The sequence below is a fragment of the Candidatus Pelagibacter sp. PS_10_02 genome, assembly GCF_059418005.1.
This window is the reverse complement of record NZ_CM182076.1, coordinates 527,284-550,905: the sequence shown is the minus strand read 5'-3', so window position 1 is coordinate 550,905 and position 23,622 is coordinate 527,284. Positions and strand designations below refer to the sequence as shown.

Annotated in this window: 27 protein-coding genes and 2 tRNA genes; 6 read left to right on the top strand and 23 right to left on the bottom strand. The window is 25.2% G+C overall.

The features are described 5' to 3' along the window. Nucleotides 1-67: 67 nt before the first annotated feature. Genes AC5SL1_RS02995 through rfbC (AC5SL1_RS02980) form a run of 4 tightly spaced genes read right to left on the bottom strand, consistent with a single transcriptional unit; the run spans nt 68 to nt 3,106 of the window. Complete coding sequence (locus tag AC5SL1_RS02995; protein WP_494600235.1) at nt 68-1,264, bottom strand: class I SAM-dependent methyltransferase; 1,197 nt, start codon at nt 1,262-1,264, stop codon at nt 68-70. Next, nucleotides 1,265-2,188, bottom strand: a complete 924-nt coding sequence (locus AC5SL1_RS02990) for an SDR family oxidoreductase (protein ID WP_494600234.1) — start codon at nt 2,186-2,188, stop codon at nt 1,265-1,267. It abuts the gene before it with no gap. After that, nucleotides 2,185-2,580: a sugar 3,4-ketoisomerase gene (locus AC5SL1_RS02985; RefSeq protein WP_494600233.1), complete on the bottom strand. Its 396-nt coding sequence runs from the start codon at nt 2,578-2,580 to the stop codon at nt 2,185-2,187. Before AC5SL1_RS02985 ends, AC5SL1_RS02990 begins: the two co-directional genes overlap by 4 nt. 1 nt (nt 2,581) lies before the next feature. Further along, on the bottom strand, nt 2,582-3,106 hold the full coding sequence (gene rfbC / locus AC5SL1_RS02980; protein ID WP_494600232.1) for a dTDP-4-dehydrorhamnose 3,5-epimerase: 525 nt from the start codon (nt 3,104-3,106) through the stop codon (nt 2,582-2,584). 178 nt (nt 3,107-3,284) lie between these two features. Here rfbC (AC5SL1_RS02980) and AC5SL1_RS02975 point away from each other — a divergent pair, with 178 nt between their 5' ends. Then, on the top strand, nt 3,285-4,175 hold the full coding sequence (locus AC5SL1_RS02975; protein WP_494600231.1) for a glycosyltransferase family 2 protein: 891 nt from the start codon (nt 3,285-3,287) through the stop codon (nt 4,173-4,175). Then, on the top strand, nt 4,176-4,994 hold the full coding sequence (locus AC5SL1_RS02970; protein ID WP_494600230.1) for a class I SAM-dependent methyltransferase: 819 nt from the start codon (nt 4,176-4,178) through the stop codon (nt 4,992-4,994). Between the two features lie 43 nt (nt 4,995-5,037). Here AC5SL1_RS02970 and AC5SL1_RS02965 read toward each other — a convergent pair whose 3' ends face one another. From AC5SL1_RS02965 to AC5SL1_RS02920, 10 genes are all read right to left on the bottom strand, one after another. Continuing rightward, a complete protein-coding gene (locus AC5SL1_RS02965) occupies nt 5,038-5,907 on the bottom strand; it encodes a glycosyltransferase family 2 protein (RefSeq protein ID WP_494600229.1) in 870 nt (289 codons plus the stop codon). An 8-nt stretch (nt 5,908-5,915) separates the two neighbouring features. Further along, entirely contained in the window at nt 5,916-8,030 is a 2,115-nt protein-coding gene (locus tag AC5SL1_RS02960) for a glycosyltransferase family protein (RefSeq protein ID WP_494600228.1), read from the bottom strand. 22 nt (nt 8,031-8,052) lie between these two features. Next, on the bottom strand, nt 8,053-8,565 hold the full coding sequence (gene rfbC, locus AC5SL1_RS02955) for a dTDP-4-dehydrorhamnose 3,5-epimerase (RefSeq protein WP_494600227.1): 513 nt from the start codon (nt 8,563-8,565) through the stop codon (nt 8,053-8,055). Beyond that, nucleotides 8,546-8,827 carry a GIY-YIG nuclease family protein gene (locus tag AC5SL1_RS02950; protein ID WP_494600226.1) on the bottom strand — a complete coding sequence of 94 codons (282 nt, stop codon included), beginning with the start codon at nt 8,825-8,827 and terminating at the stop codon, nt 8,546-8,548. The genes rfbC (AC5SL1_RS02955) and AC5SL1_RS02950 overlap by 20 nt, the downstream gene beginning before the upstream one ends. Before the next feature lie 7 nt (nt 8,828-8,834). After that, nucleotides 8,835-8,909: transfer RNA gene (locus tag AC5SL1_RS02945), tRNA-Glu, on the bottom strand. Nucleotides 8,910-8,958: 49 nt separating this feature from the next. Continuing rightward, the gene (gene recJ / locus AC5SL1_RS02940; RefSeq protein WP_494600225.1) at nt 8,959-10,653 is read right to left on the bottom strand and encodes a single-stranded-DNA-specific exonuclease RecJ; all 1,695 of its coding nucleotides are present in this window, start codon (nt 10,651-10,653) and stop codon (nt 8,959-8,961) included. Beyond that, nucleotides 10,650-11,597 carry a class II fructose-bisphosphatase gene (glpX, locus tag AC5SL1_RS02935; RefSeq protein ID WP_494600224.1) on the bottom strand — a complete coding sequence of 316 codons (948 nt, stop codon included), beginning with the start codon at nt 11,595-11,597 and terminating at the stop codon, nt 10,650-10,652. The genes recJ and glpX overlap by 4 nt, the downstream gene beginning before the upstream one ends. Then, on the bottom strand, nt 11,597-12,589 hold the full coding sequence (locus tag AC5SL1_RS02930) for a putative transporter (RefSeq protein WP_494600223.1): 993 nt from the start codon (nt 12,587-12,589) through the stop codon (nt 11,597-11,599). The genes glpX and AC5SL1_RS02930 overlap by 1 nt, the downstream gene beginning before the upstream one ends. A gap of 5 nt (nt 12,590-12,594) precedes the next feature. Next, nucleotides 12,595-12,876, bottom strand: coding sequence for an ETC complex I subunit (locus AC5SL1_RS02925; protein WP_494600222.1), 282 nt, complete (start codon nt 12,874-12,876; stop codon nt 12,595-12,597). A 4-nt stretch (nt 12,877-12,880) separates the two neighbouring features. Further along, nucleotides 12,881-12,957 (bottom strand) — tRNA-Pro (locus AC5SL1_RS02920). Between the two features lie 93 nt (nt 12,958-13,050). Here AC5SL1_RS02920 and AC5SL1_RS02915 point away from each other — a divergent pair. From AC5SL1_RS02915 to AC5SL1_RS02900, 4 genes are read left to right on the top strand one after another with little or no spacing between them, the layout of a single operon-like run. Next, a complete protein-coding gene (locus tag AC5SL1_RS02915) occupies nt 13,051-13,197 on the top strand; it encodes a zinc-ribbon domain-containing protein (RefSeq protein WP_494600221.1) in 147 nt (48 codons plus the stop codon). Then, a complete protein-coding gene (locus tag AC5SL1_RS02910) occupies nt 13,136-13,513 on the top strand; it encodes a hypothetical protein (RefSeq protein ID WP_494600220.1) in 378 nt (125 codons plus the stop codon). Before AC5SL1_RS02915 ends, AC5SL1_RS02910 begins: the two co-directional genes overlap by 62 nt. A gap of 3 nt (nt 13,514-13,516) precedes the next feature. Further along, complete coding sequence (nhaA, locus tag AC5SL1_RS02905) at nt 13,517-14,689, top strand: Na+/H+ antiporter NhaA (protein ID WP_494600219.1); 1,173 nt, start codon at nt 13,517-13,519, stop codon at nt 14,687-14,689. A gap of 45 nt (nt 14,690-14,734) precedes the next feature. Continuing rightward, entirely contained in the window at nt 14,735-15,247 is a 513-nt protein-coding gene (locus AC5SL1_RS02900; protein ID WP_494600218.1) for a glutathione peroxidase, read from the top strand. On the opposite strand, the gene AC5SL1_RS02895 is transcribed toward AC5SL1_RS02900, so the two are convergent. The 9 genes from AC5SL1_RS02895 to rarD all read right to left on the bottom strand — a co-directional run bounded on the left by AC5SL1_RS02895 (nt 15,242) and on the right by rarD (nt 23,616). After that, complete coding sequence (locus AC5SL1_RS02895; protein ID WP_494600217.1) at nt 15,242-16,015, bottom strand: MBL fold metallo-hydrolase; 774 nt, start codon at nt 16,013-16,015, stop codon at nt 15,242-15,244. The genes AC5SL1_RS02900 and AC5SL1_RS02895 overlap by 6 nt on opposite strands. Continuing rightward, complete coding sequence (locus AC5SL1_RS02890) at nt 16,015-16,779, bottom strand: TatD family hydrolase (RefSeq protein ID WP_494600216.1); 765 nt, start codon at nt 16,777-16,779, stop codon at nt 16,015-16,017. Before AC5SL1_RS02890 ends, AC5SL1_RS02895 begins: the two co-directional genes overlap by 1 nt. Beyond that, on the bottom strand, nt 16,772-18,310 hold the full coding sequence (metG, locus tag AC5SL1_RS02885; RefSeq protein ID WP_494600215.1) for a methionine--tRNA ligase: 1,539 nt from the start codon (nt 18,308-18,310) through the stop codon (nt 16,772-16,774). The genes AC5SL1_RS02890 and metG overlap by 8 nt, the downstream gene beginning before the upstream one ends. Continuing rightward, nucleotides 18,311-19,243: a DNA polymerase III delta subunit-related protein gene (locus tag AC5SL1_RS02880; RefSeq protein WP_494600214.1), complete on the bottom strand. Its 933-nt coding sequence runs from the start codon at nt 19,241-19,243 to the stop codon at nt 18,311-18,313. Nucleotides 19,244-19,247: 4 nt separating this feature from the next. Then, on the bottom strand, nt 19,248-19,700 hold the full coding sequence (locus tag AC5SL1_RS02875; RefSeq protein WP_494600289.1) for a dTMP kinase: 453 nt from the start codon (nt 19,698-19,700) through the stop codon (nt 19,248-19,250). A 150-nt stretch (nt 19,701-19,850) separates the two neighbouring features. Then, the gene (locus AC5SL1_RS02870) at nt 19,851-21,005 is read right to left on the bottom strand and encodes a D-alanyl-D-alanine carboxypeptidase family protein (protein ID WP_494600213.1); all 1,155 of its coding nucleotides are present in this window, start codon (nt 21,003-21,005) and stop codon (nt 19,851-19,853) included. Next, entirely contained in the window at nt 21,002-21,757 is a 756-nt protein-coding gene (locus tag AC5SL1_RS02865) for a hypothetical protein (RefSeq protein WP_494600212.1), read from the bottom strand. Before AC5SL1_RS02865 ends, AC5SL1_RS02870 begins: the two co-directional genes overlap by 4 nt. Next, the gene (locus AC5SL1_RS02860; RefSeq protein ID WP_494600211.1) at nt 21,747-22,748 is read right to left on the bottom strand and encodes a lytic murein transglycosylase; all 1,002 of its coding nucleotides are present in this window, start codon (nt 22,746-22,748) and stop codon (nt 21,747-21,749) included. Before AC5SL1_RS02860 ends, AC5SL1_RS02865 begins: the two co-directional genes overlap by 11 nt. Further along, the gene (rarD, locus tag AC5SL1_RS02855) at nt 22,735-23,616 is read right to left on the bottom strand and encodes an EamA family transporter RarD (RefSeq protein ID WP_494580697.1); all 882 of its coding nucleotides are present in this window, start codon (nt 23,614-23,616) and stop codon (nt 22,735-22,737) included. The genes AC5SL1_RS02860 and rarD overlap by 14 nt, the downstream gene beginning before the upstream one ends. Between the last annotated feature and the right edge of the window lie 6 nt (nt 23,617-23,622).

Sequence of the window (23,622 nt, the reverse complement as noted above, 5' to 3'; positions counted from 1 at the left end):
AAAATGTATTAAATTTGTTTCTATATTTTTTGTATTCATCCTTATAAGACCAAAAATTAATCATCTTTTAAATATCGATATGTGTTATCCAATTAGTTTTTTTTAAAATCTTTTTTTCTTTTCTAAAAATTTCTTCTTTATGATTCCAGGCAAATAAGAATGTATAATCAGGTAGGTTTTTTCTAAAATGATCAACATTTACTATAGGTATATGAGTTTTTGGAGTAAACTTGCCAATCTTATCTTTTGTCGTATCACATATAAAATCTATATGTCTATTATTTATTCCACAATAATTAAGTATTGTAGTGCTTTTAGATGTAGCAGCATATCCAGCTATATTTTTATTTTTTTTCTTAATTGAAAAAATCTTATTTCTTAATCTTCGTTTTGAGTTTTCACAATTTTTTTTAAAATCTAAACACCCTTTTAGATTATCGATATTAACTTTTTTCTCATAGTTTAATCCTATTTTAACTATATTTTTAATCTTGTACTCCCCTTCTCTAGCAATAACATAACGCATAGATCCACCATGGGTTTTTTGTTTTTGAACATCAATTAAATCAAAATTAAACAAATTAAAAATCTTTTTTACAGAAGAAATTGAAAACATAAAGATATGCTCATCATAAATTTGATCATATGATGTTTTTTCATACATAGAACCTAAATAAGGTTCTTCAAATATAAATTTGCCTTTTTTAGATAACAATATGTCTATACCTTTAATTAGATCTTTAAGATTTGGAATATGGCAAATAGCATTCGCTGCACAAATTAAATCAGTTTTATTTTTAAATTTTTTTAAATTTTTCGCAGTTTTGAAAGTAAAAAATTTGTTAATAGTATTAATTTTATTTTTTTTTGCAATTAATGCAACATTTCTAGATGGTTCAATACCTAAAATATTAGTTTTATTTGATTTAAAATTTTTTAAAAAAGTCCCATCATTTGATCCAATTTCAATAATATTTTTCGTATTTTTGTAGTAATATTTTTTTATCCATTTAGAATAATCTCTAAAATGTTTAATCATATACTTTGAGCTTGAGGTAAAAAAAGGATAGTTTTTATTAAACATTAATGTTGGTTTTGGATGTTCGTTTAACTGGAATAAAGAAATATCCTTAGAAAAACCAACTTCCATTTTAAATAAAAATTCTTTTTTAAAATATTTTTTTTTTAAAAAACCATTTGCTATGGGCATCTGGCCAAAAGACATGAATGGTTTAATTATTTTTTTTGTTATTTTACAAATCATCTAAATATTTTCTAATAATTTCATTGTATCTTTTACATCGTTAATAATTTTATTTTTTAAATAAAGTCCTTCATTATTTAATTTCTTTTTGTCAACATGATATGATAATTGATTCATTATTTCTGAATAAACAAATTTAACCTTGATTTTTTTCTTAAATTTTTTAATTTTCTGTAATATTTGATTTACAGTGCAGTTTTCTGAAAGCGCATTATAAATATCATTGTTAAACAAATCTTTCTCTATGGTAAATTTAAACACTTTAAAGGCATCTTTTAATGATAAGTAAGGTCTGTATTGATTAAGAGCAGTTTTGTACACTGTAATATCATCGTTTAAGGAAGCATTAAGACAAAATTTATTTACAGCAGTATGAAACCTCATGCCCTTTGAAACTCCAGAAATTGTCCCAAATCTATAAGTAATATATTCTACATTTTTAGATGCTTTTTGTAACAATCTCTCTTCTATTAATTTTATATCAGCATAAGGAGACTGTGGTTTTAAAAATTTTTTTTCACAATTTTCATCAACAAGTGAAGCTTGCTTTCCATAAACACTAGTAGAAGAAATATGAATTAATTTTGCTTTTTTTCTTTTGCAAAAAGAAATTACATTATTCATACAATCAATATTATTTTTATACATTTCATTTTTTTTATCAAAACTACCTTCTGCATTTGTCATAGAAGCTAAATGAATTATGTAATCGACCTTATCAAACTTATGTAAAGAATTTTTCATTGATAAATCTAATTTGTGAAATTCTAAGTTATTTTTTTTTTTACTTTTAAATAATGAATTTATTTGAGTTGACTTAAAATTATCAATAATAAAAGTTTTTTTTATTTTTTTTATTTTATGTATATTGTTGACCAAATATGACCCAATATGTCCACAACATCCTGTAATTAGTAAATTCATTTTTTTTTAATCATACTTATAAATTCATTATATTTTTCTATATAGTCAGAAAACTCGTATTCTCTATCACAAAAAACTATTAATTTTGAGTTATTAGTATCAAATGTGATTTTGCACCAGGTCATTGGTTTTAGTAATAGATAGTTATTTTTGATTAAAGACAATTTTTTTTTAAATTTACCTTTTCTATTTTCATATTCAACAACCATTGTACCACCAAATGGTATTAAAAATTGAGAACATTTGTGATGCGCATGATCGCCTCTAATAGAGTTTTTCTTTCCATGTATAATAAAAACTCTCTTGGGTATAAAAGGAATATCTTTTTCTAATGAAATAGGAACAAGTAATCCTGTGCTATTTTTATAAATTTTTAATTTTTTTTGTGTCATTTTAAAAATTAAATAATTCTTTTAATACTTGGTTTTTATTTTTATCCTTATCAGATAATATAGGTTTTTTTATTTTCCAATTTATATTTATACTTGGATCATTCCATGCAAGGGTTTTTTCATATTTTGGATTTCTAAAATTTGAACATTTGTAATTTATTGTACAATTTTTTGATAAACATAAAAACCCATGAGCAAAATTTTCTGGAATAAAAAATGAAAAATCATCATTTTGACTAATTTCAATTGAAAAATATTTTCCAAAAGTTTTAGATTTTTTTCTAAGATCTACTGCTACATCTAAAATTTTTCCATGCGTTACTGTTATTAATTTAGCTTGAGAATATTTACTCTGAAAATGTAGTCCTCGAAGAACATTTTTTTTTGAGTAAGACATTATATCAAAAGGAAAAGTTCGATTTAAGATATCTTTTCTAAAAGTTTCCTTTAAAAAGCCTCTTTTATCAGCAAATACTTTAGATTTTAAAATTAATAGATCAGGAATTTTAGTTTTAATTAATTTCATTGTGCTAATAACTTTTATTATAAGAGAATTTAAACAGAATAGTTAATCATAAATATTATTTTGTCAAATTGTAGAATAATATTATTATATAGATAAATCACATTTAACATTTTATAAACAAGTATTAATCGTTTATATTTCTTTAATATTAATATTAATTTTCTATACTACCTTATTAATGAATCTTACTGTAGTTCTTGTAAATTATAAATGTGATAAACAAAAGTTACAATCTTGTTTAAATAGCATTAAAATTAAAACAGATGTTTTAATAATAGATCATTCTCATGATTTCACTTTTGATAATATAATTATACCTCAAAACCTTAATATTAAAATCATCAAAAATATTAACCATGGCAATGGTGCAGGAATTAATTGTGGAATAAAAAATGCAAATACTAAATTAGTGTTATATTTGGATATAGATACGGTTTTGTCTTATGATTTTTTTGAAATTCTTGATAATTCAATTAAAAAAATTGATAGTTTTGCAGTCGTTTCTCCAAAAATCAATGGATATTACAAAGACTTTAATATTTTTAAAATTGGAAATTTATCATTATTTAGGTTTTATTATAATAAATTTTTTTTTAATATTAGTTTAAAAAAAACAAATCAACCAAATATTAAACAAGTTTTTTTTGTCAGTGGTGCAATAATGTTAATTAATAAAGATAACACTTACAAAAAAGATATTAAATTTGATGAAAATATATTTATGTATTTTGAAGAAGATGATTTTTTTCACCAATGCTTCAAAACTAATGAAAAAATATATCTTATTGACAATCTTAAAGCTGATCACTTTGATGGTTCGATAAATGACAAAACTTTAAAATATGAATGTTTTAAAAAATGGCATTGGGAATGTTCAAAGTATTATTTTTTAAACAAACATTATAATAATTTATTAATTTTCTTTATTGCTTTTAATTCAATATTTAAATTTTCTGTTAAAATAATAATATTTTATTGTTTTAATAGAAATAAATATCACCTATATAAATCAAGACTTAATGGGTTATTAAGTTTTTACTTAAAGAAAAAATGTAATATTGATTATTGAATGAATCATAAATTTCTTAATAACTTTTTATCAAAAAAGTTCACTAAATTTTTCCCAAAAACTGTGAATAGAAAACTTTTGAGAAGATATAATATTTTTTTTGTTCCAACAGATTTAAAAACTTTACCTAAAAACTTTTACCCAATATACACAAATTTAAAAGATCAAATTAAGTTAATACTAAATTATGATACAAAAAAAAAATTAATTAAATTTAATACTAAATTAGATATGGATATTTTTCTTAAAAGTTTATATAAAAAAAAATTTTTTAATTATCTTGACATTGGAGGTGATAATATTGATCTTTATCTTAAGTTAAATAAAAATCTAAACATAAATAATTATTTTATTTTTAATTTTAAAGAAGTCATTAATATTTTTAAAAAAATTAAACTCCAATTTCAGATCAAAAACTTACATCCAATAACTAACATTAAAAAATTAAAAGACATAGATTTTGTATATTTTGGATCATCAATCCAATATTTTAAGAACTATAATATTTTTTTAGAAAAAATATTCAAAAAAAAACCAAAATATATTTTCTTTTCTGGGACAACATTCTTTAAAGATGATATTCAAAAGGAAAAATTGACTGTCAAGCAAACAAATATATTTCCTCATACAGTATACTTATATTTTTTTAATCTTAATAAGTTTATAGCACTATTTAAAAAAAATGATTACAAACTAGTTTTTTTCAAAAAAAATAAATTTGCAAAGGTTAATTACAAAAATTTTTATCCATTATTAAAAGAAGTCATATATTTGGATGTTTTATTTATCAAGAACAGTCGAATTAAAGAAAAACTTTAGTTAATTTATAAAGAATTAACTAAAGCAGATGTAAAGCTATTAATTATTTAAAGTTGTAAATGTATTTAACATATAGATAATTTATTTTACATAAAATTAAAGAAAATAAAAAATTCATAGTTTTTTTTGGTTCGGTAAGTTCTGATACATAAGGAATGTCTGATCTTAAATAAAATTTTTTAAAAAATTTAATAGTTATCCCCCACTTTAAAAGAAAAATTTTATTTCCCTTGTTACCTGATTCTGTTTTAATTTTAATATCGTCGTGATTTCTTCTTGTTACTACAGACCCAAAATGGAAAACTAAACATTTAGCCAAACCTTTAAAAATTCTCACATTTGTTTTCCATAATTTCATATTTAAATCTGGATCAGAGCCTGTACCAGGGTAAAATTCTTCACTAAAACCACCAACTCTATTCCAAATATCTTTATGAATTAAATGTGGTGCCCACGTAGATCCCTGAAAATCATAGAAATTAAGTTTTTGATAATTATCTAACAATTTTTTTTCATTAAAATTATTAATATTTGTTCCACAATCTAATGTGTTTATTCCTGTTGTACCAATCATAGTTCCCGAAAGATAAAAATTATTATGACCTATTTTGTCAACTTCTTTTTTTAATTCAGTATCCCAACCAGGGCAAAAATAAAAATCATCATGAGCGTATAATATATAATCTGTTGTTGCTTTTTTAGCTGCAGTATTAACGCCCTCACAAATACCAGCATTATATTTAGTAATTGTGTATTTAATATTCTCTCTTATCAAATATTCTTCTGTACCATCAACACCTTCATTAATATGTGGAATTATTTCATGTACAAATGTTGAATTTTTTTTAATACTTTCAATACATAGTTTTAAGTATTTTATATTATTAAATGTAGGTATGATTATTGAAAACATCAATATAACTATTCCCAATAAAATCTTTTTTTGTTATTTAAAAAAATCTTTTTAATAATAAAATCTGCAATTATTGTTGAATTAAAGTATTTGAAATATTTGTCATGTCCTTTTTTTGCAATTTTTTTTCTTAATCTGTCATCATTTGTAAATTTTGAAGTTTTTTCTGCAAGATCATCAACATTTTTATATAAAACTATCTCATCTTTATTGAAAAAATCACTGAATTTTGTTTTTTCATCAATCATAACCAATAGTCCATTTCCAATTAATTGAGCAAATCTGTCACTACTATAATATTTAGCTGCTTTTCCCTGGCTTAAGTTTAAACCAATTTTTGAGTTTGATATAACTTTTATAAAGTTGTCTGCCCATATTGGTTGTTTATTTTTCATTCCGTATAGATCAAATCTTACATCTGGAGATTTTTTTAAAAGTTTATTAATGAAATGTTCTCTATTATCAAATTTTCCTAACTTTAAAATACCTCTATGCACACCATGACTCATTGCAAAAAAAACATCATAATTAAAAAAATTTTTTTTATAATTATGTAATCTTTCAAATGACTCATCTACTGGATTTGGCATAAAATAAATAGGATTACTTGGATTAAAATTTAAACTCTTAGGATCTGTGGTGCAAAAATTTGCATCCATAATTTTAATTTTATCTAAAAATCTTTTTTTATTAGCAATCCAGAGTGTATCCATCCTATCCAAAAACCATTGAGCAAATTTAATATTTGGGTAGTTTTTTTTGATATATTCTAATGTTTCGATTTTTATCAAATCTGCATGACCTAAAATTATAACATCTGGAACATAATTACTGATAATCTCTAATAATTTTTGATTTAATTTTTTAGACCCATTGAAATCATTTAAAGATCTATAGTAGCTCACAATATCACGGTCACTAAATTCTAAAACACTATGTCCAAGACGTATCAAACCATTATTAATTCTTTTGCCAGTATTATAAAATAATCTTCCATTATGTCTCTCATTAAAGTTTGTCACATGGAGTATTTTTAATTTATTTATAGATTTTTTATTGTTAATTAAAAACTTATTTGGATGAAAAATCTTATTCCTATAATTATCAATCTTGGTGGTAATATATTGGTCCGTTAGATAGAAATTTTTAATTGATAATTCTTGTATTTTTTTAGTTTTTTTTTTATTTATAATTAATTCATCAATTTCTCTAAACAGGTTTTCAACGTTAAGGTCTCTTATTATAATACCATTTGTTATTGTTTCAGGAAGACCTCCTCTATTTGATATTATTACAGCACATCCTCTGCTAGACGCTTCTAAACTAGTTCGACCAAATGGTTCATTCCATCTTGAGCAAGCAACTGCAATACTTGTTTTGTTAAAAATATTTAGTACTTTTAAATGTTCTTGAAAACCTAATAAATTTAGGTTTTTGTGTTTAAAAAATAATTTTTCTCTAGGTTCATCACCAATTACATTTGCTTTCCAATCTTTGTGTTTGTTTAATATCTTAATAATAGCAGAACCAAATAAATCATATCCTTTAGCAGTATTTAATTTTCCAACAAATGTTATTAATTTTTCCTTTTTTTTTAAATTAATTTTTTCTTTATTAATTGACTGGTGTATAACTTCAAGTTTTTCAGATTTATGATAAAAATTATTTAAATTTGTTAAGAATTGTTGTTTTGACCATTCGCTATTAAATATAATCTTTTCACAGTCATTTAATAATCTTACCCTTTCTTTTATAGTTTTTGATCCAAGCATTGTTACTGGATCATTATGAAAGTATAAAACAATTTTTTTATTAAGAATTTTTATCTTATTTATATAATTAGGTCTATTATGAACTTCTATAACATCTGACTTTATTATTTTTTGTGATTCAATAAATTTATTAACATAGTTAAAGCTTTGACTTATTAATAATTTGTTTTTTATTAATTCTATATTTTTATACTTACCATAAAGTTTTTTTTTAAATTTTGTATTTCCAAATATCATAATATTTTTCTTATATTTGCTAACTTTGGTTGTTGCATCGACAAATAATGATACTGCACCTGGGTAACTAGGAGAGTAATTTTCCTTGTATGGCAATAATATTGATATGTTCATTTATTAAACTTTAGTTCATTTTTTAGTTCTGGTAATGACAAACTTTTTTATCTTTACTAGACAAAATTGGTTTTTTTACATGCCATTTAATGTTTAAAGAAGTATCATTCCAAGAGAGTGTTCTTTCACTTTTTTCATCTCTATAGTTACTTGTTTTATAATAAACCGTACAACTTTCAGAAAGACAAATAAAACCATGAGCAAAACTACCTGGTATTAAAAACGAAAAATCATCATCATGTGAAATTTTTAAACCAATATATTGTCCAAATGTTTTAGATTTTATCCTTAAATCAACCGCTACATCAAAAATTGTTCCTTCAGTTACAGTAATTAACTTTGTTTGAGATTTATTTAGTTGAATGTGCAATCCTCTTAAAAAATTTTTTTTTGACCTAGACATACAATCGAAAATGAATTTTTGGTTTTTAAGTATGTTATTTCTGTACACTTCCTTAAAAAAACCCCTGTTATCTCTATAAAGTTTTGTCTTTATAACTTTTAAACCTGAAATTTTAGTTTTTAATGAGTTCATCAATAGAATGTTTAAGAATAAAATTATTCAAAATATTTTTTCTTTTTATTTTATCTTTTTTTAATTTATACTCATAAGACATAGCATCATTTTTAGTTATAAATTTTTTACTAAATATTAACAACCATTTATATCCTTTTGTTGATTTGGCTCCCTTGTTAGAATTGTGTTTTTTTAGTCTTAGAGAAACATTATTAGTGTAACCAACATAGGTTTTTTTGACACCTGGGCTGACTGATGTAAGCATATATACATAATACATTATATAATGGCGGTCCCTGGGGGAATCGAACCCCCCTTTGCAGGATGAAAACCAGCTGTCCTAACCGATAGACGAAGGGACCACGTTGTGATCTTTTATTTTAAAAGTCATTATTTATCAAGCGCTATAAACTATAGTATGATGTCTCTAATAGTTAATTGTAGATTTTTTTTATTATTCCATATGTTTTCACTAATTTGCCCTATAACATTAATACTTTTTTTATACCCTATTAAGTAATCTGCCATCTTTGTATTAATAGCATTAAAGGATATGGATTTTATAGAAAATCCTGTTTTTGATCTTAATATCATTGATATATGGCTGTTATTCAATATTTTTGATTTTAATATTTTTAAATCTTTTATTAAAAATGTTGGTAACATGTTTCCAGTTCCAAAAGGTTCCAATTTTTTTAAATTTTCATAAAATTTATGATTTAATGAATGAGATAAAATTTCTGAATCATAATAAAAAGTATTATTTTTCAAATTTATAGTTTTTAAAAAATCATCCAATATATATTCACTAAATATTTCAAGATTTTCTTTATTCAAAGTAAATCCAGCAGCCATATTATGACCACCACCAGCAATAATTATATTTCTATCTAACAAATTCTTAATCACACGTCCAATATTGTAATTATAAACTGATCTTGCAGATCCTTTTAATAGATTATTTGATGAAGTTATAACAATAGCCGGTTTGTTAAAAAAATCTTTCAATCTTGCTGCTATAATGCCAATTAAACCCTCGTTAATATTTGAACTATAGTAGATAATTACATCTTTATTATTTTCTTCGATTTTTTTAAAATTAATCTCATTTAATATTAAATTTTCAATTTCTTTTCTTTTTTCATTCAATCTTATTAAATCCTTACACTTATCATTTATGATTTTATCATTAGTTGATGAAAGTACTTCAGTGGCATATTCAGATTTACCTAATCTTCCGCCAGCATTTAATATTGGTCCAATTAAATAGCCAAGATCATTAATACTAATTTTGTTTTTCTTATTATTTAATTCAAATAATGTTTTAATTGACAGATTTTTTTCTATATCAAAATTATTAAGAGCATTTATTGCAATCATTCTATTGAGTTTTCTTATTGGCATTACATCACATACTGTTGCTAACAAGACATAAATTAGATAATCTTTAATTATAGTTTTACAGTTAATTTTCTTGATTAATAGATCTAAAAAAAAATATGAAAGTGTAGTTGCGCATAAATAATTATATTCATTATAACCGTTATTTTTTTTAGGGTTTATAATTGAATTTGCTTTTGGAAATGGTTTATTAATTTCATGATGATCAATTATTAAAGATTTTATTTTATTTTCATTTAAAAAATCAATAGCTTCATTAGATGTTGATCCACAGTCAACCATGATAACGAGTTTTGGATCTTTTAATATTAATTTTTGAAAAAGTTTTTTAGTTGCACCGTAACCATCCTTTTGTCTATCAGGTATATAATAGAAATATGGGTGTTTAATATCATCAAGAAATTTAACAAATAACGATGTTGCAGCTGACCCATCCACATCATAGTCACCTAAAATACATATTTTTTCTCTATTATTTATAGCCCCTAATACTAAATTTATTGATTTTTTAAAATCATTTGTATTATGAAAAACATTATTCAAATTAAGATTGTTATTTATTGAAGCAATTTCTTCTTCATTAAATTTTCTTGAAACAATTAATCTGGATAAAATATCATTAAAACCAAGATCTTGCTTTAACTTATCTACTGAATTTTGATTAATAATTATTTCTTCCCAGTTTTTCCCCGAAACTGAAATCATTCTTCAAGTATATTTGATCTTTTTAAGATTTCTCTAAAATTAGTATTTTTATGCGTAACTAGAGTTTCTGAATTATAGCTATTACCTTCTATATGAATTCCAGATAACACCTCACTAGAAGTTATACCTGTTGCACAAAAAATTGAATCTCCTTTAACAATTTCATTTAATTCATATTTTTTATCTAAATCTTTAATACCCATTGTTTTTGCTTGATTAATATCTTTATCATTATCAAAAATAAATCTTCCTTGAAAATGACAATTAAAAGCATCAAGAGCAGAAGCTGCCAAAACACCTTCTGGACCACCACCAATGCCTAAAAATATATCAACATTATATTTGGGATTTGAAACATATAAGGCACCCAAAACATCTCCATCAGTAATAAGCTTAATTTTAACATTAAGCTGTTTTAGCTCTTCAATAATTTTTTTATGTCTTGGCCTATCCAATACACAGGCTGTAATAGATGAAATTTCTTTATTTAAAAATTCTGCTAAATTTGAAATATTTTTCTTTATTGAAAAATCAAGATCAACTAGACCTTTTTCTATCTTACCTGTAGCAATTTTATCCATATATGTTTCTGGCGCATTAAAAAGATTTCCCTTTTCTGAAACTGCTATTACAGAGATCGCACCTGGTAGATTATTTGCGGCAAAATTTGTTCCTTCGAGTGGATCAACTGCAATATCAAGTTCGGGTCCTTTTTGATTTCCTAGTTTTTCACCTGTATATAAAAGTGGTGCATCATCTAAAGCTCCTTCACCAATAACAATAGTACCATTCATGTCTATTTTATTAAGCTCAATTCTCATAGCATCCACCGCGGCTTGATCAGCTGCAATCTTATCCTTTTTTCCAACTAAATAAGATGAAGCCAATGCTGCTTTCGATGAAACATTTACAAAGTGTTCAATATACTTTTTGTCTAATGACATTAAATTTTTTCTTCAAATGTTTTTGATGAATTAATTTTAGACTCAAATTCTCTCAAACGTTTATAAACACTAGCAAGCTCAATGATTGTTGGCCAGGATTTAAATATATACTGCATTGATCCCTCTACTCTGCCAAATGCTCTAATAATCTGTTGCATTACACCAAGTGTAACCAATCCCGCAACAATGGCTGGTGCTAAAAAAACATAAGCGGATAATACATTTGCTTGTAAATAAGCTATCCTACCAAGGTTAAAATATAGATATCTTAAATATGACAAATAATGAATTTTTCTTACATCATCAAATAATTCGTTAATATTTTTTGGTCTTATAGTCATATCATCTTCAGCAATTACCAATAATTTTCTATATGCCGCTTCTTGTTTTTGTAAATCATATTCAACTCCTACAAGTCTTAAAATAATACCTAATAAGATCAAAAATAAAGTTCCACCTATTGTCCAAATAAAAGCCCCCACTATTAAACCATAATTCCAGTCACCAAAAAACAATATGGGTATACCAATACTCAGTCCAAATAAAATTGGCGTAAATTCAATAATCATCATTATTGCCTCTATAAGACTTGTACCCAAACCCTCCATAATTCTTGAAAACTTAATTGTATCTTCTTGAACTCTTTGTGAAGCACCTTCTATAGTTCGAGCTTTATCATATACACCATGATACCATTCAACCATTGCAGTTCTCCAACGAAATAAATAGTGTGCTGTGAAAAAAGCAACAATAGTAGCAAGGGCCACATAAATACCTGCAAGTGTTATAAATGATAATAAGCTAGCCCAATATTCCTCTATAGTGATTGAATTTGGTGCTGCCAATGCTTTTTGTATCATGTCATAAAATTGACCAAACCATTCATTAATTTTTACATCAATTTGAACTTGTATCCAAAGAGACGAAAGAATAACAAAAGATCCAATCCACGACCATAGTTGCCATTTTCTTTGAGTAAAAAATTTAAACATTAGTTTTATTTTAAGAAATTGTCTGCATAAGACTTTTTAACAGTTTTTCTTTTTTGAGGTTCGATTATTTCAAAATCTATTTTATTTTTTTTTGCATACTCAATGGCTAACTCTTTTGTAGAAAATTCTAAATTTAATTCTGATAATGTATCTGAACTAGATTCCCATCCCATTAAAGGATTTAATCCCGAGTCATTTGTTTCAAATCTAATAAGCCATTTATCAGATTTACCAAGTCCAGACTGCATTGAGTTTTTTGTTGGAATATAAATTATTGCTTTTTTCATAAAATGGTCGGGGCGGCAGGATTTGAACCTGCGACCCTCTGGTCCCAAACCAGATGCGCTACCAGGCTGCGCTACGCCCCGATTGAGGTACTAATACATTAGATATTCGTAATTTCAAAGAATAAAGAACATCAAAAATAAGGCTTTTTCACAAGAATCGTATATACAGACTATATGATCGTTCAATGTAACAATTGTCATAAAATGTTTGATTTAGACGCCATTCTAATTCCAGAAGAAGGTCGTCTGTTACAGTGTAGTGCTTGTAACAATACATGGTTTTTTAAAAAAAAAAATAGAGTCACCTCAAGAAGTAACTAAACCTGAAATTCAAAATAATAAAAAAGCAGAGACTATATCTCCAAAAAATGATGATGCTAATTCTTCTGAAAAACCTTCAAATTATGAAATAGAAAATGTTGAAGTGGAAAAAACTATTGAACCCTTGCCTGATAAAAAAAATTATAGAATATTAAATATATTAGTTGTCTCAATAATATCTTTTGCTGCTTTTATTATTATTATAGATACTTTTAAAACACCTTTAGGAAAAATTGTCCCAAATACTGAACTTTTACTTTATAATTTATATGAAACCTTTAGGGATATAGGTCTATTTATTCAAGATTTATTTTAATTTATGATAAAAACTTTATCAAAACCCTTTAAATGGTTTTTTCAATTAGAGGCAGCAAGTGGATTAGTTTTATTGATTGCAGCAATAATTGCTCTTGTAATAAGTAATTCAAATCTAAGTGAATTATATTTTAGTACCCTTGAGCAATATTTGTTTATAGGTGTTAACAATTTTGGCTTAAAACTTTCTGTTCATCATTGGATTAACGACTTATTGATGGCTGTTTTTTTCTTTTTTGTTACTTTAGAGATTAAAAGAGAATTTATACAAGGTGAGCTTTCTAATCTAAAAAAAGCACTACTTCCAATCATAGGTGCGGTTGGAGGGATGGTAATTCCTGCACTAGTTTATGTTTCAATAAATCTTGGTAATTCAGAAACATTAAATGGTTGGGCTATACCCTCAGCAACAGATATTGCTTTCTCTTTAGGTATATTATCTTTATTAGGATCAAGAGTTCCAATTTCATTAAAGATTTTTTTAACTGCTTTGGCAATTATTGATGATCTTGGTGCTATATTAATTATTGCTTTTTTCTATTCAGGAGATCTAAGTATTAGTTATTTAAGTTTAATTTTGATTTCTTATATTTTGTTACTAATATTAAATAAGTTTGGAATTAAGAAATTTATTCCTTATTTGATAATTGGATCCTTTATGTGGTTTTTTACTTACAAATCTGGCATTCATGCGACTATAGCAGGTGTTTTACTTGCATCAACAATACCTCATAGAGCTAAAGAAAAAGACTTTTCTTTATTAATTAAACTTGAGCACGCAATAAGCCCTTATGTAGCCTTCATCATTATGCCAATATTTGCTTTTGCAAATGCTGGTGTTAATTTAACAGGATTATCATTTTCTAGTTTGTTGGCCCCTGTTCCATTGGGTATACTTTTAGGACTATTTGTTGGTAAGCAAGTTGGCGTGATGGTTATATCATATCTTGCAGTAAAATTAGGAGCAGCACAAATGCCCGATAAGTCTAACTGGTTAAGTTTATATGGTGTTTCAATATTAACTGGTATTGGTTTTACTATGAGTTTGTTTGTTGGAAATTTAGCATTTGTTGAAAATACTCAGTATATGGATGGTGTAAAAATTGGTGTTCTTTCTGGTTCTCTTTTATCAACTATATTTGGCTATTTTATTTTATTATATGCCTCTAAAAAATAGATCATGTATAGTAGTAATTATTTCATAATTATATTAACAATATTAATGTTCTCTTTTTTTAACAAGGTCGATGCAAAATATGAAAAAATATTTTTTGATCATACGATCAAAAATATAAACAATGAAGTTATTGATTTAAATCAATACAAAGGAAAAACTATTTTACTAGTAAACGTAGCTAGTAAGTGTGGTTTTACAAAACAATATACTGGACTACAGGAACTATTCGAAAAATATAGAGATAAAGGTTTTTATGTTATAGGAGTGCCATCAAATCAATTTGGAGGTCAAGAACCAGGATCTAATGCAGAAATTAAAGATTTTTGTGAAACTAATTTTAACATTACTTTTCCATTGACAGATAAGGTTGATGTTAAAGGAGACAATGCTCACGAAATATATAAATGGGCAAAGAAAAATTATGGTACCTCAACAGTTCCAAAATGGAATTTTCATAAAATATTGATTAATAAAGAGGGTAAAATAGAAGACACTTTTAATTCTTTTGTAACCCCTATGTCTGGAAAAATTATTAATAAGATAGAGTCTGTATTATAGATTTACTGTAAGTCCATCAAAACCAGGAGTAACTTTTTTTGGTAATTTTTTTTTTAACTTATCATAATCAAGATCGCTATGCATATTTGTCAAAATTGTTTTTTTTGGTGAAAGATCTTTAACCAGCTCTAATACTTGATCTAGATTAAAATGAGCAGAATGATTTCTATACCATAAGCAATCAATAATTAAATAATCAATTTTTTTTAATTTTTTATAATCTTTTTTAAAAAATAAACTTATATCGCTAGCATATGCTAATTTTTTATTAATTATATAACAAACACTTTTAATTTTACCATGCTCAACTGGAATGGATTCAATTAAAATCTTTTTATTCTTATTAATAAACATATGCTTATTTTTAAGAGAGTTAATCTTTAGTGTTGATGGGTATCCATGTGATGATTTAAAACAATAACCAAAAGTTGATAGCAAATATTTAGCTGTAAGATTATCTGCATATACAGGAATTTGTTTTTTATTAATCAAAAAAAAAGGTCTTAAATCATTAATACCATGAGTTTGATCAGCATGTAGATGAGTATAAAAAACTCTACTAATATTTTTGATTTTATTTTGTAAAAGTTGTGTTCTTAAATCAGGAGAGGTATCAATTAAGATGTTTTGATTGTCAAATTTAATTAAGGCAGAACATCGTGTTCTAAAGTTTTTTTTATTTCTTAGATCGCAATTACCAGAATAACCATCTGCTCTAGGTACACCCATTGAACTCCCACTACCGAGTATGACAAATCTAACTGACATTAAAAATCAAAAAGTCTATTAAAATTATCAGTTGTCAAATCTGACATATCTTTAATAGTTTGATTTTTAATTAAAGATAATTTTTCAAGTGTATATTTAACAAAGCTAGGTTCATTTTTTTTTCCCCTCATAGGTATAGGAGCTAAGAAAGGACTATCAGTTTCTACAAGAAGTCTATTTAAGGGAATAGTTTTAAATGTTTCTTGTAATTCAAGACTATTCTTAAATGTGATTATTCCACTTGCAGAAAAAAACGCATCTAAATCTAATAATTTATTAGCAAAAGTTGTAGAGCCCGTAAAACAATGCATTAAAATTTTTAATCCTTGTGATTTGTAAGATTTTAGAATTTGGTAAGTTTCCTCTTCTGCATCCCTTGAATGAATAATAATAGGCTTATCAAGAGCTATTGCAGCATCAATATGAGCCTTAAAACAACTTATTTGCTTTTCTCTATCACTGTGGTCATAAAAAAAATCTAATCCTGTTTCTCCAACCCCAATTATCTTGTCATTTTGGTTAACTTCTTTAATTATAAAATTTTTATCTACTGATAAATTATCGTTAGTTTCATGAGGATGAATTCCAAATGTTCCATATATAATTGGATCTCTTTTTATAATTTCTTTAATTCTATTAAAACTATCTAATGTAGTGCATATTGTTAACAATTTAGTTATGCCAACATCTTTAGACCTTTTAATAACTTCGTCCAAATTTTCTAAAAGCGGCTCATGATCTAAGTGACAATGTGAATCAATCATTTTTTTCAATCTTTTTAAACAAAATATCAATTTTATTAATTATCTCTCCGGACTTAAGAAAATTATTTTCTCCTATAGAATTAAAGTCAATGTCTTCTTCTTTAAGACCAAATATATTTAGAGCTTTGATGGTTGACTCTGGAATAATAGGATAAAGCATGAAAGTAATTTTTCTAATCATTTCAAGAGATGTATATATTATTGTAGCAAGTCTTTGTGGGTCATCTTTTTTTTTCCAAGGTTCTTGATCATTAAAGTATTTATTTGCTTCAAATAGTGCATTTATAATAAAGTTAATATAGTAATTTATGTTTTGATTATCAATTTCTTTACGTATTAAAGAAATATTATCCGAAAATTTATTTAACATTGATAAATCCTCCTCAATAAAATTTTTGATATCAGGAACTTTGGATTGACAATTTTTTTCAGCAAATGCTGTAACCCTTTGGCATAAATTACCATAATTATTTGCAAGATCACTATTAATACAGTCTTCTAACCTGTCTTGAGAAATATTACCGTCATTACCAAAAGAAACCTCTTTAATTAAATAATATCTCAAGGGGTCAAGGCCATAAGTTTCAATAATATCTAGAGGGTCAAGTATATTACCTTTTGATTTTGACATTTTTTCATCACCAGACAAAATCCAACCATGACCATAAACTTTATTTGGTAATGTAATTTTTGCTGCCATTAAAAAGGCTGGCCAGTAGACAGCATGGAATCTTAATATATCTTTGCCTATTAAGTGAACTGAGGCAGGCCAAAAATTTTTAAACAAATCATCATCTATATTTGGATAATTTAAAGCACTAATATAGTTCGTTAATGCATCTAACCAAACATAGATAACATGTTCTGGATTATTTGGAACTTTAATTCCCCAAGAAAAAGCTTTACGACTTATTGATAAATCTTTTAAACCACTTTTTACAAAACTAATGACTTCATTTTTTCTAGATTTTGGTGAAATAAAATCTGGGTTATTTTCATAATATTCAAGCAAGCTATCCTGCCATTTAGATAAACGAAAAAAATAAGACTCTTCTTCAATCCATTCAACTAGGGATCCAGATGAAGTAGCTATTTTATTATCTTCTTTTACAGAAATTTCTTCTTCGGCGTAGAAAGCTTCGTCTGAAACAGAATACCACCCTGAATATTTAGACAAGTAGATATCATCATTTTTCTCAAGTTGTGACCATAAATATTGGACTGTTTTTTTATGTCTATCTTCAGTAGTTCTAATAAAATCCGTATTTGATAAATTTAATGTATTAGACAAATTTCTAAACGTTTGACTTATTTCATCACAAAAAATTTGAGGATCTATATTTTTACTTTCAGCTGCTCTTTGAATCTTTAGACCATGTTCATCTGTGCCAGTTAAAAAATGTACATTAAAACCATCAATACGTTTAAATCTAGCAAAAAAATCAGCTGCTATACTCGAGTATGCGTGCCCCATATGTGGCTTTGCTGAAGGATAATAAATTGGTGTAGTAATATAAAAATTTTTATTCATTTATAATATTTTTGATTTAAATTCTAAAAATAAACTCTCTTCATCAAGATTGAATTTTTCAGTATTATTAATTTTTTGAATAAAACTTTGATAAAAATTTAATAAATAATTTTTATTATTTGATGTTTTATATCTTTTTAATAAAAATAATTCGATAAAATTAATTAACAAATTTTTAATAAATATACTTTTTTTATAATATGTATTTTCAATAATTAAACTTATTATAGAAGAAACATCATGCTCTCTGAGATTAATTTGTTTTTCTTCTGCAAATCGAATTAATTTAATAATTTCACCAGGAGTAAAATAATAATTAATCAAATCATAATTTAATTCATTTAAAATATTTTGATTAAGAATTTGATTGCATATATTAACTGTTTCATCAAAAGAAAAATGAATTTTAAATGTGATGCATCTAGATTTTAGAGTAGGTAGAATATTTTTTTCACTATTATTAATTAAGATAAAATAAATATTTTCATTAGGTTCTTCTATAATTTTAAGTAAGGCATTTACAGAGTTTTTATTAAGATACTCAACATTATCTATTATAATGAAACGATCTTGATTATTAAAAGTAGATTTATTTGTATAAGAGATCATTCCTCTTATTTGAGCAACATCTATATATTTTTTCTCAGCCAGTAAATCAATCAAATAAAAATTTGGATGAGAATTATTCTGTAATAACTTGAAAGATTTATTTTCAGGATTAATTTTATTCTCACTTAAATTGTATCTTAATTCTTCATCTTTTGATAAAAAAAAATTGACCAAATGATAGGCAAAAGTGGACTTTCCAGAACCCTTTTTGCCAGATAATAAAATCTTATTAGGCATTTTTCTATTATTATAAAGTTCAATAAATTCATTAAAAAAATATTTATAGCCATAAATTAATGTATTTTCTGAAGGTTCTAAATTCATATCCTTAAATTAAACTTTTGATCTTATCTAATATAATTTTTTCATTAATCTTTATATCTATATTAGAATTAATCTTAATATATTTTTTAGGTTTTGATTTTGATAGTTTTATAAAGCCATTTTGAACTTTATTATAAAATTTAGTATCAAACTTATCGTATCTATTAAGTCTTTTTCTCTGACCAAGTCTTTTTTTCATATTATAATTATTGACTGTATTCAAAAAAGTAAAATCAATTTTTATATCTTTTAGTAAATGATTGTTAATATTTTCTATGAATTTACGATTTACACCCATCCCATAATGTTGATAAGCAATTGTAGAGTCGGAGAAACGATCTATTAATATAATTTTTTTACCTTTATTTTTTTTGATAAGTTCAATATTTTCACTTCTAGCTGATAAATATAAAAGCAAATCAGTTTCTTTATTAAAGTTAGATTTATTATCTAATATTAGTTTTCTAATTTTCTCTGAATTAACACTTCCACCAGGTTCTCTGATTTTTATAAAAGTAATATTTTTTTTTTAAAAAAAGAAGCAACTTTTTTGATATGATGAGATTTTCCAGTCCCTTCTATACCCTCAAAAACAATAATTGGTTTTTTAGACATCGCCCCATATTAAAAAATTAATAGATTTTATTAATCTAGAGAAAATATTTAATTTTTTAACATCTTCGAATGCTAATAAGTCGTATTCTTCAATAAATTCACCTTTATAACTTATGTTTAATTTACCAATTACATCATCTTTATGAATAGGAGCATGTATTGGGCCGTTGTACTTTAATGTAACTTTTAATAAACTTTTTCTTCCTTTATTAATTACTTTATAAATATCTTTATTAACATAGGTCTTCACTGTTTTTTTTTTGCCCAACCATACTTCAACATCTTCAATAGGCGTTTCACTTTGTGTAACATTAACCAAATCAAAATTTGTCAATCCCCATGTTATAAGTTTTGAGCTTTCCTTAGACCTGTCACTTTTTGTATCAAAACCACTACCAACTGCAATTAGCCTTCTACCATTTCTTTCAACAGATGAAGCCAAAGAATATTTTTCAACAGCTAAATAACCAGTTTTAATGCCGTCTGCACCAAGTGAGGAATATAATAGTGGATTTCTATTTCCTTGAGTAATTGGATCACCCCCAGTTCTATCCCAAGTAAATTCTTTTTCAGCAAACAACTTATATTCTTCTGGAAAATTTTTTATAAGGTAGTTTGACATAATTAATATGTCCTTAACGGTAGATACATTTTTTGTATTATTTATTCCAGATGAATTAGCAAAATTAGTATTTTCCATACCAATTTCTTTTGCTTTGGCAGTCATCATGATTGCAAATTCATCTTCTGTGCCAGCAATACCCTCAGCTAAAGCTACACAGGCATCATTACCTGAGGCAACAATTATCCCTTTAAGTAAATTTTCTACAGTAACCTCATCGCCAACCATGATAAACATTGATGAATAACCAGCCGATGATAATCGCCATGCATTTTCAGATACAATAAATTTTTCATCTAAGCTTAAGTCGCCTTTCTTAATTAAATCAAAAGCTATTATAGCAGTCATGATTTTTGTCATAGAAGCAGGATAGATTGATTTATCAGGTTCTTTTTCAAATAAAATTTCACCAGATAGATAATCTTGTAGGATAGCTGTTCTTGCCTTAATGTTAAATTCAGCTTTTGTATTAAGCGAAAATAATAAAAGTGTAAATAATGCTAAAAAAAATTTTTTTTTATTCATTTTATAATTTCAATGTTTTCAAATTCTAATATGTTTATATCATTAAAAGATTTTTGTAGAGTATTAATGTTATAGAATGGACCTAGATAAACTCTATATTTATTTTCCATAATCTTTTCAATTTTAACATCTTTAACATTAGTTTCGTTGTTGATTCTATCAATTAATAACAAAGCTGTATCTTTAAAATAAAAATCAGCTATTTTAATTTTGTAAGAAAATTTATTTGTAGGTTTAGTTGAGCTTTTAATTTGAGTACTATTTAAATCGCTAATACTAATATTATTTACCGGTACATTAGTAGCAACTTTTTTTTCTTCTTCAAAAGTTTTAGCTTTTTTTGCAACAAAAGCTGAATTATCTAGGATTTCTAAAATCTCAACATATGGCTCCTTCTTATCTAAATTTATTTCATCTGCTATACGAATTGATAAAACGGAATTATTAAAAGAAGGATAATTAGCGTTATTTCCAACGGTTGCTATTATTGATCTATTATTTTTTATATTGGTAATTTTAACTTTTGTATTTTTTTTTAAATTTTTTTGAAAAACTACAAGGCTTCTTTCATCTATTTTTCTAGAGATTATTTTTTCTTTTAAATAATTTTCATTATAAATAAGTGCAAACCCTTTATTAATAAAGGGATCTTCTAAAAGTTGAGATGTCTGAATTTTAGTTTGGTTGATAGTAGTACAGTTACTTACAAATAACATAATAAAAAAAAGAAATATTTTTTTTTTATAGAACATTTTCAAATTTCTCTTTTAAAGTACAAACAGCTAGAGCAAAACGCAAGGATCTGTTCCATTGTAGAATTTTTTCGTAATTTTCAAAAACAATATAAGCGGGTTCTAAATTTTGTGCTTCAGGAATAATATCTTTATCTGGTGTAATAATTGAGGCTATCATGTTGTTATCAATATTTGCAAAATTATCATTTTTAATTATATATTTTTTTAAAGTCTTAAATTTTTGCTTGCTGTGCAAATTTCTTGCAGATGTATTTAATATATTTTGGGGCACATTTTTATCTAATTTTACTCTAATAAAACAAGGTTGATTTTTTTTCCAACCTATTTTGTTTATATAGTTTGCAGCTGAAGCAAAAGCATCTTTTGTTGACTTTAATTCAATAATATTATTTTTATCAAAATCAATCGCATAACGCTCCATAGTAGAAGGCATAAATTGAAAATATCCAAAAGCCCCTGCCCAAGAACCATATAGGATATCATGATTAATTTTTTTACTATCTATTAATTTAAGTATTGTAATAAGTTCTTTTGTGAAAAATTCAGATCTTCTTTCATCAAAACTTAATGTTGCAAGAGATGATAAAATATCCATCTTGCCGACATAAGTTCCAAAATTAGTTTCAATGCCCATTAGTGCTAAAAGCAACTCTTTTTCAACAGAAAATTTATTATCAATAAGATTTATAAAATTTTTATTCGACCTATAAATATCACTTCCCTTCTTTAATTTTTGATCTGAAGTTCTTTTGGATATGTATAATTTTGTATCCTCATAAAATTCAGGCTGAAAACGGTCATACTTTATTACCTTTGGTAAAAACACAACATCAGACATTGCAAGGTCAAAAGTTTTTTCAGAAACACCTTGTTTTAAAGCATAAATTTTAAAATTATTTAACCATTTAGAAAAATCATTTTCATCAGCCATTAAGTTGCTGGCAAAAAATATAAAAAATATTATCGATAAATATCTAATTATTTTCATATAAATCTTTTAAATAAATAATTACAGCAATCCAAATTAAAATGAAACTTAATGATTTATCGAGGGAAAAAGTTTCATTATAGTAAAAAAAACCCAGTAAAAACTGAAATGTAGGAGTTATATAAAAAATCATTCCAGTTGGTCCTAATCCTGACAGTTCAACACCTCTTACATATAAAAATAAAGGAATCACTGTCATTGGACCGGCCAACATTAATAAAAACATTAATGGTACATTGTTAAAACTGAAATAATTTTGACCATTTTGATATAAAAGATAAAATCCTAACAAGGCAAATGGTAAAATAAATAAGCTTTCTATTAATAGACCAATATCTGTATCTACATTAACCTTTTTTCTTATCAGATTATAAAGCCCCCAGCTTACACCTACAATTATTCCAACCCAAGGTATTGAGTCAAAGTTTTTAAACAATAAGAAAATTATTGAAATCAATACCAAAATAATAGACAGACCTCTTTTTTGATTTATTTTTTCATCATAAAAAATATATCCTAAAAAAACACTCAAAATTGGCATAATAAAATAACCAAAACTAGCATCTATAATTTTTTCATTTCCTACAGCATAGATCCAGGTCGCCCAATTGAGAAATATTAATACACTTGAAAAAAATAATAGTGTTATATTTCTAATACTAGATATTATTTCAAAAAAAATATTCCATTTTGAAAAATAAAAAGTAGTTATTATCAGCATTACCGCTGTCCATACGCATCTATGAATTACCACTTCTATAGATCCAGTATAGGAAATAAACTTAAAATAGATTACACCAATTACTCCCCACCAAAAAGATCCTAAGGCTGTTAAAATAATACCTTTATTGAATTTATTATTTTTCATTATAAA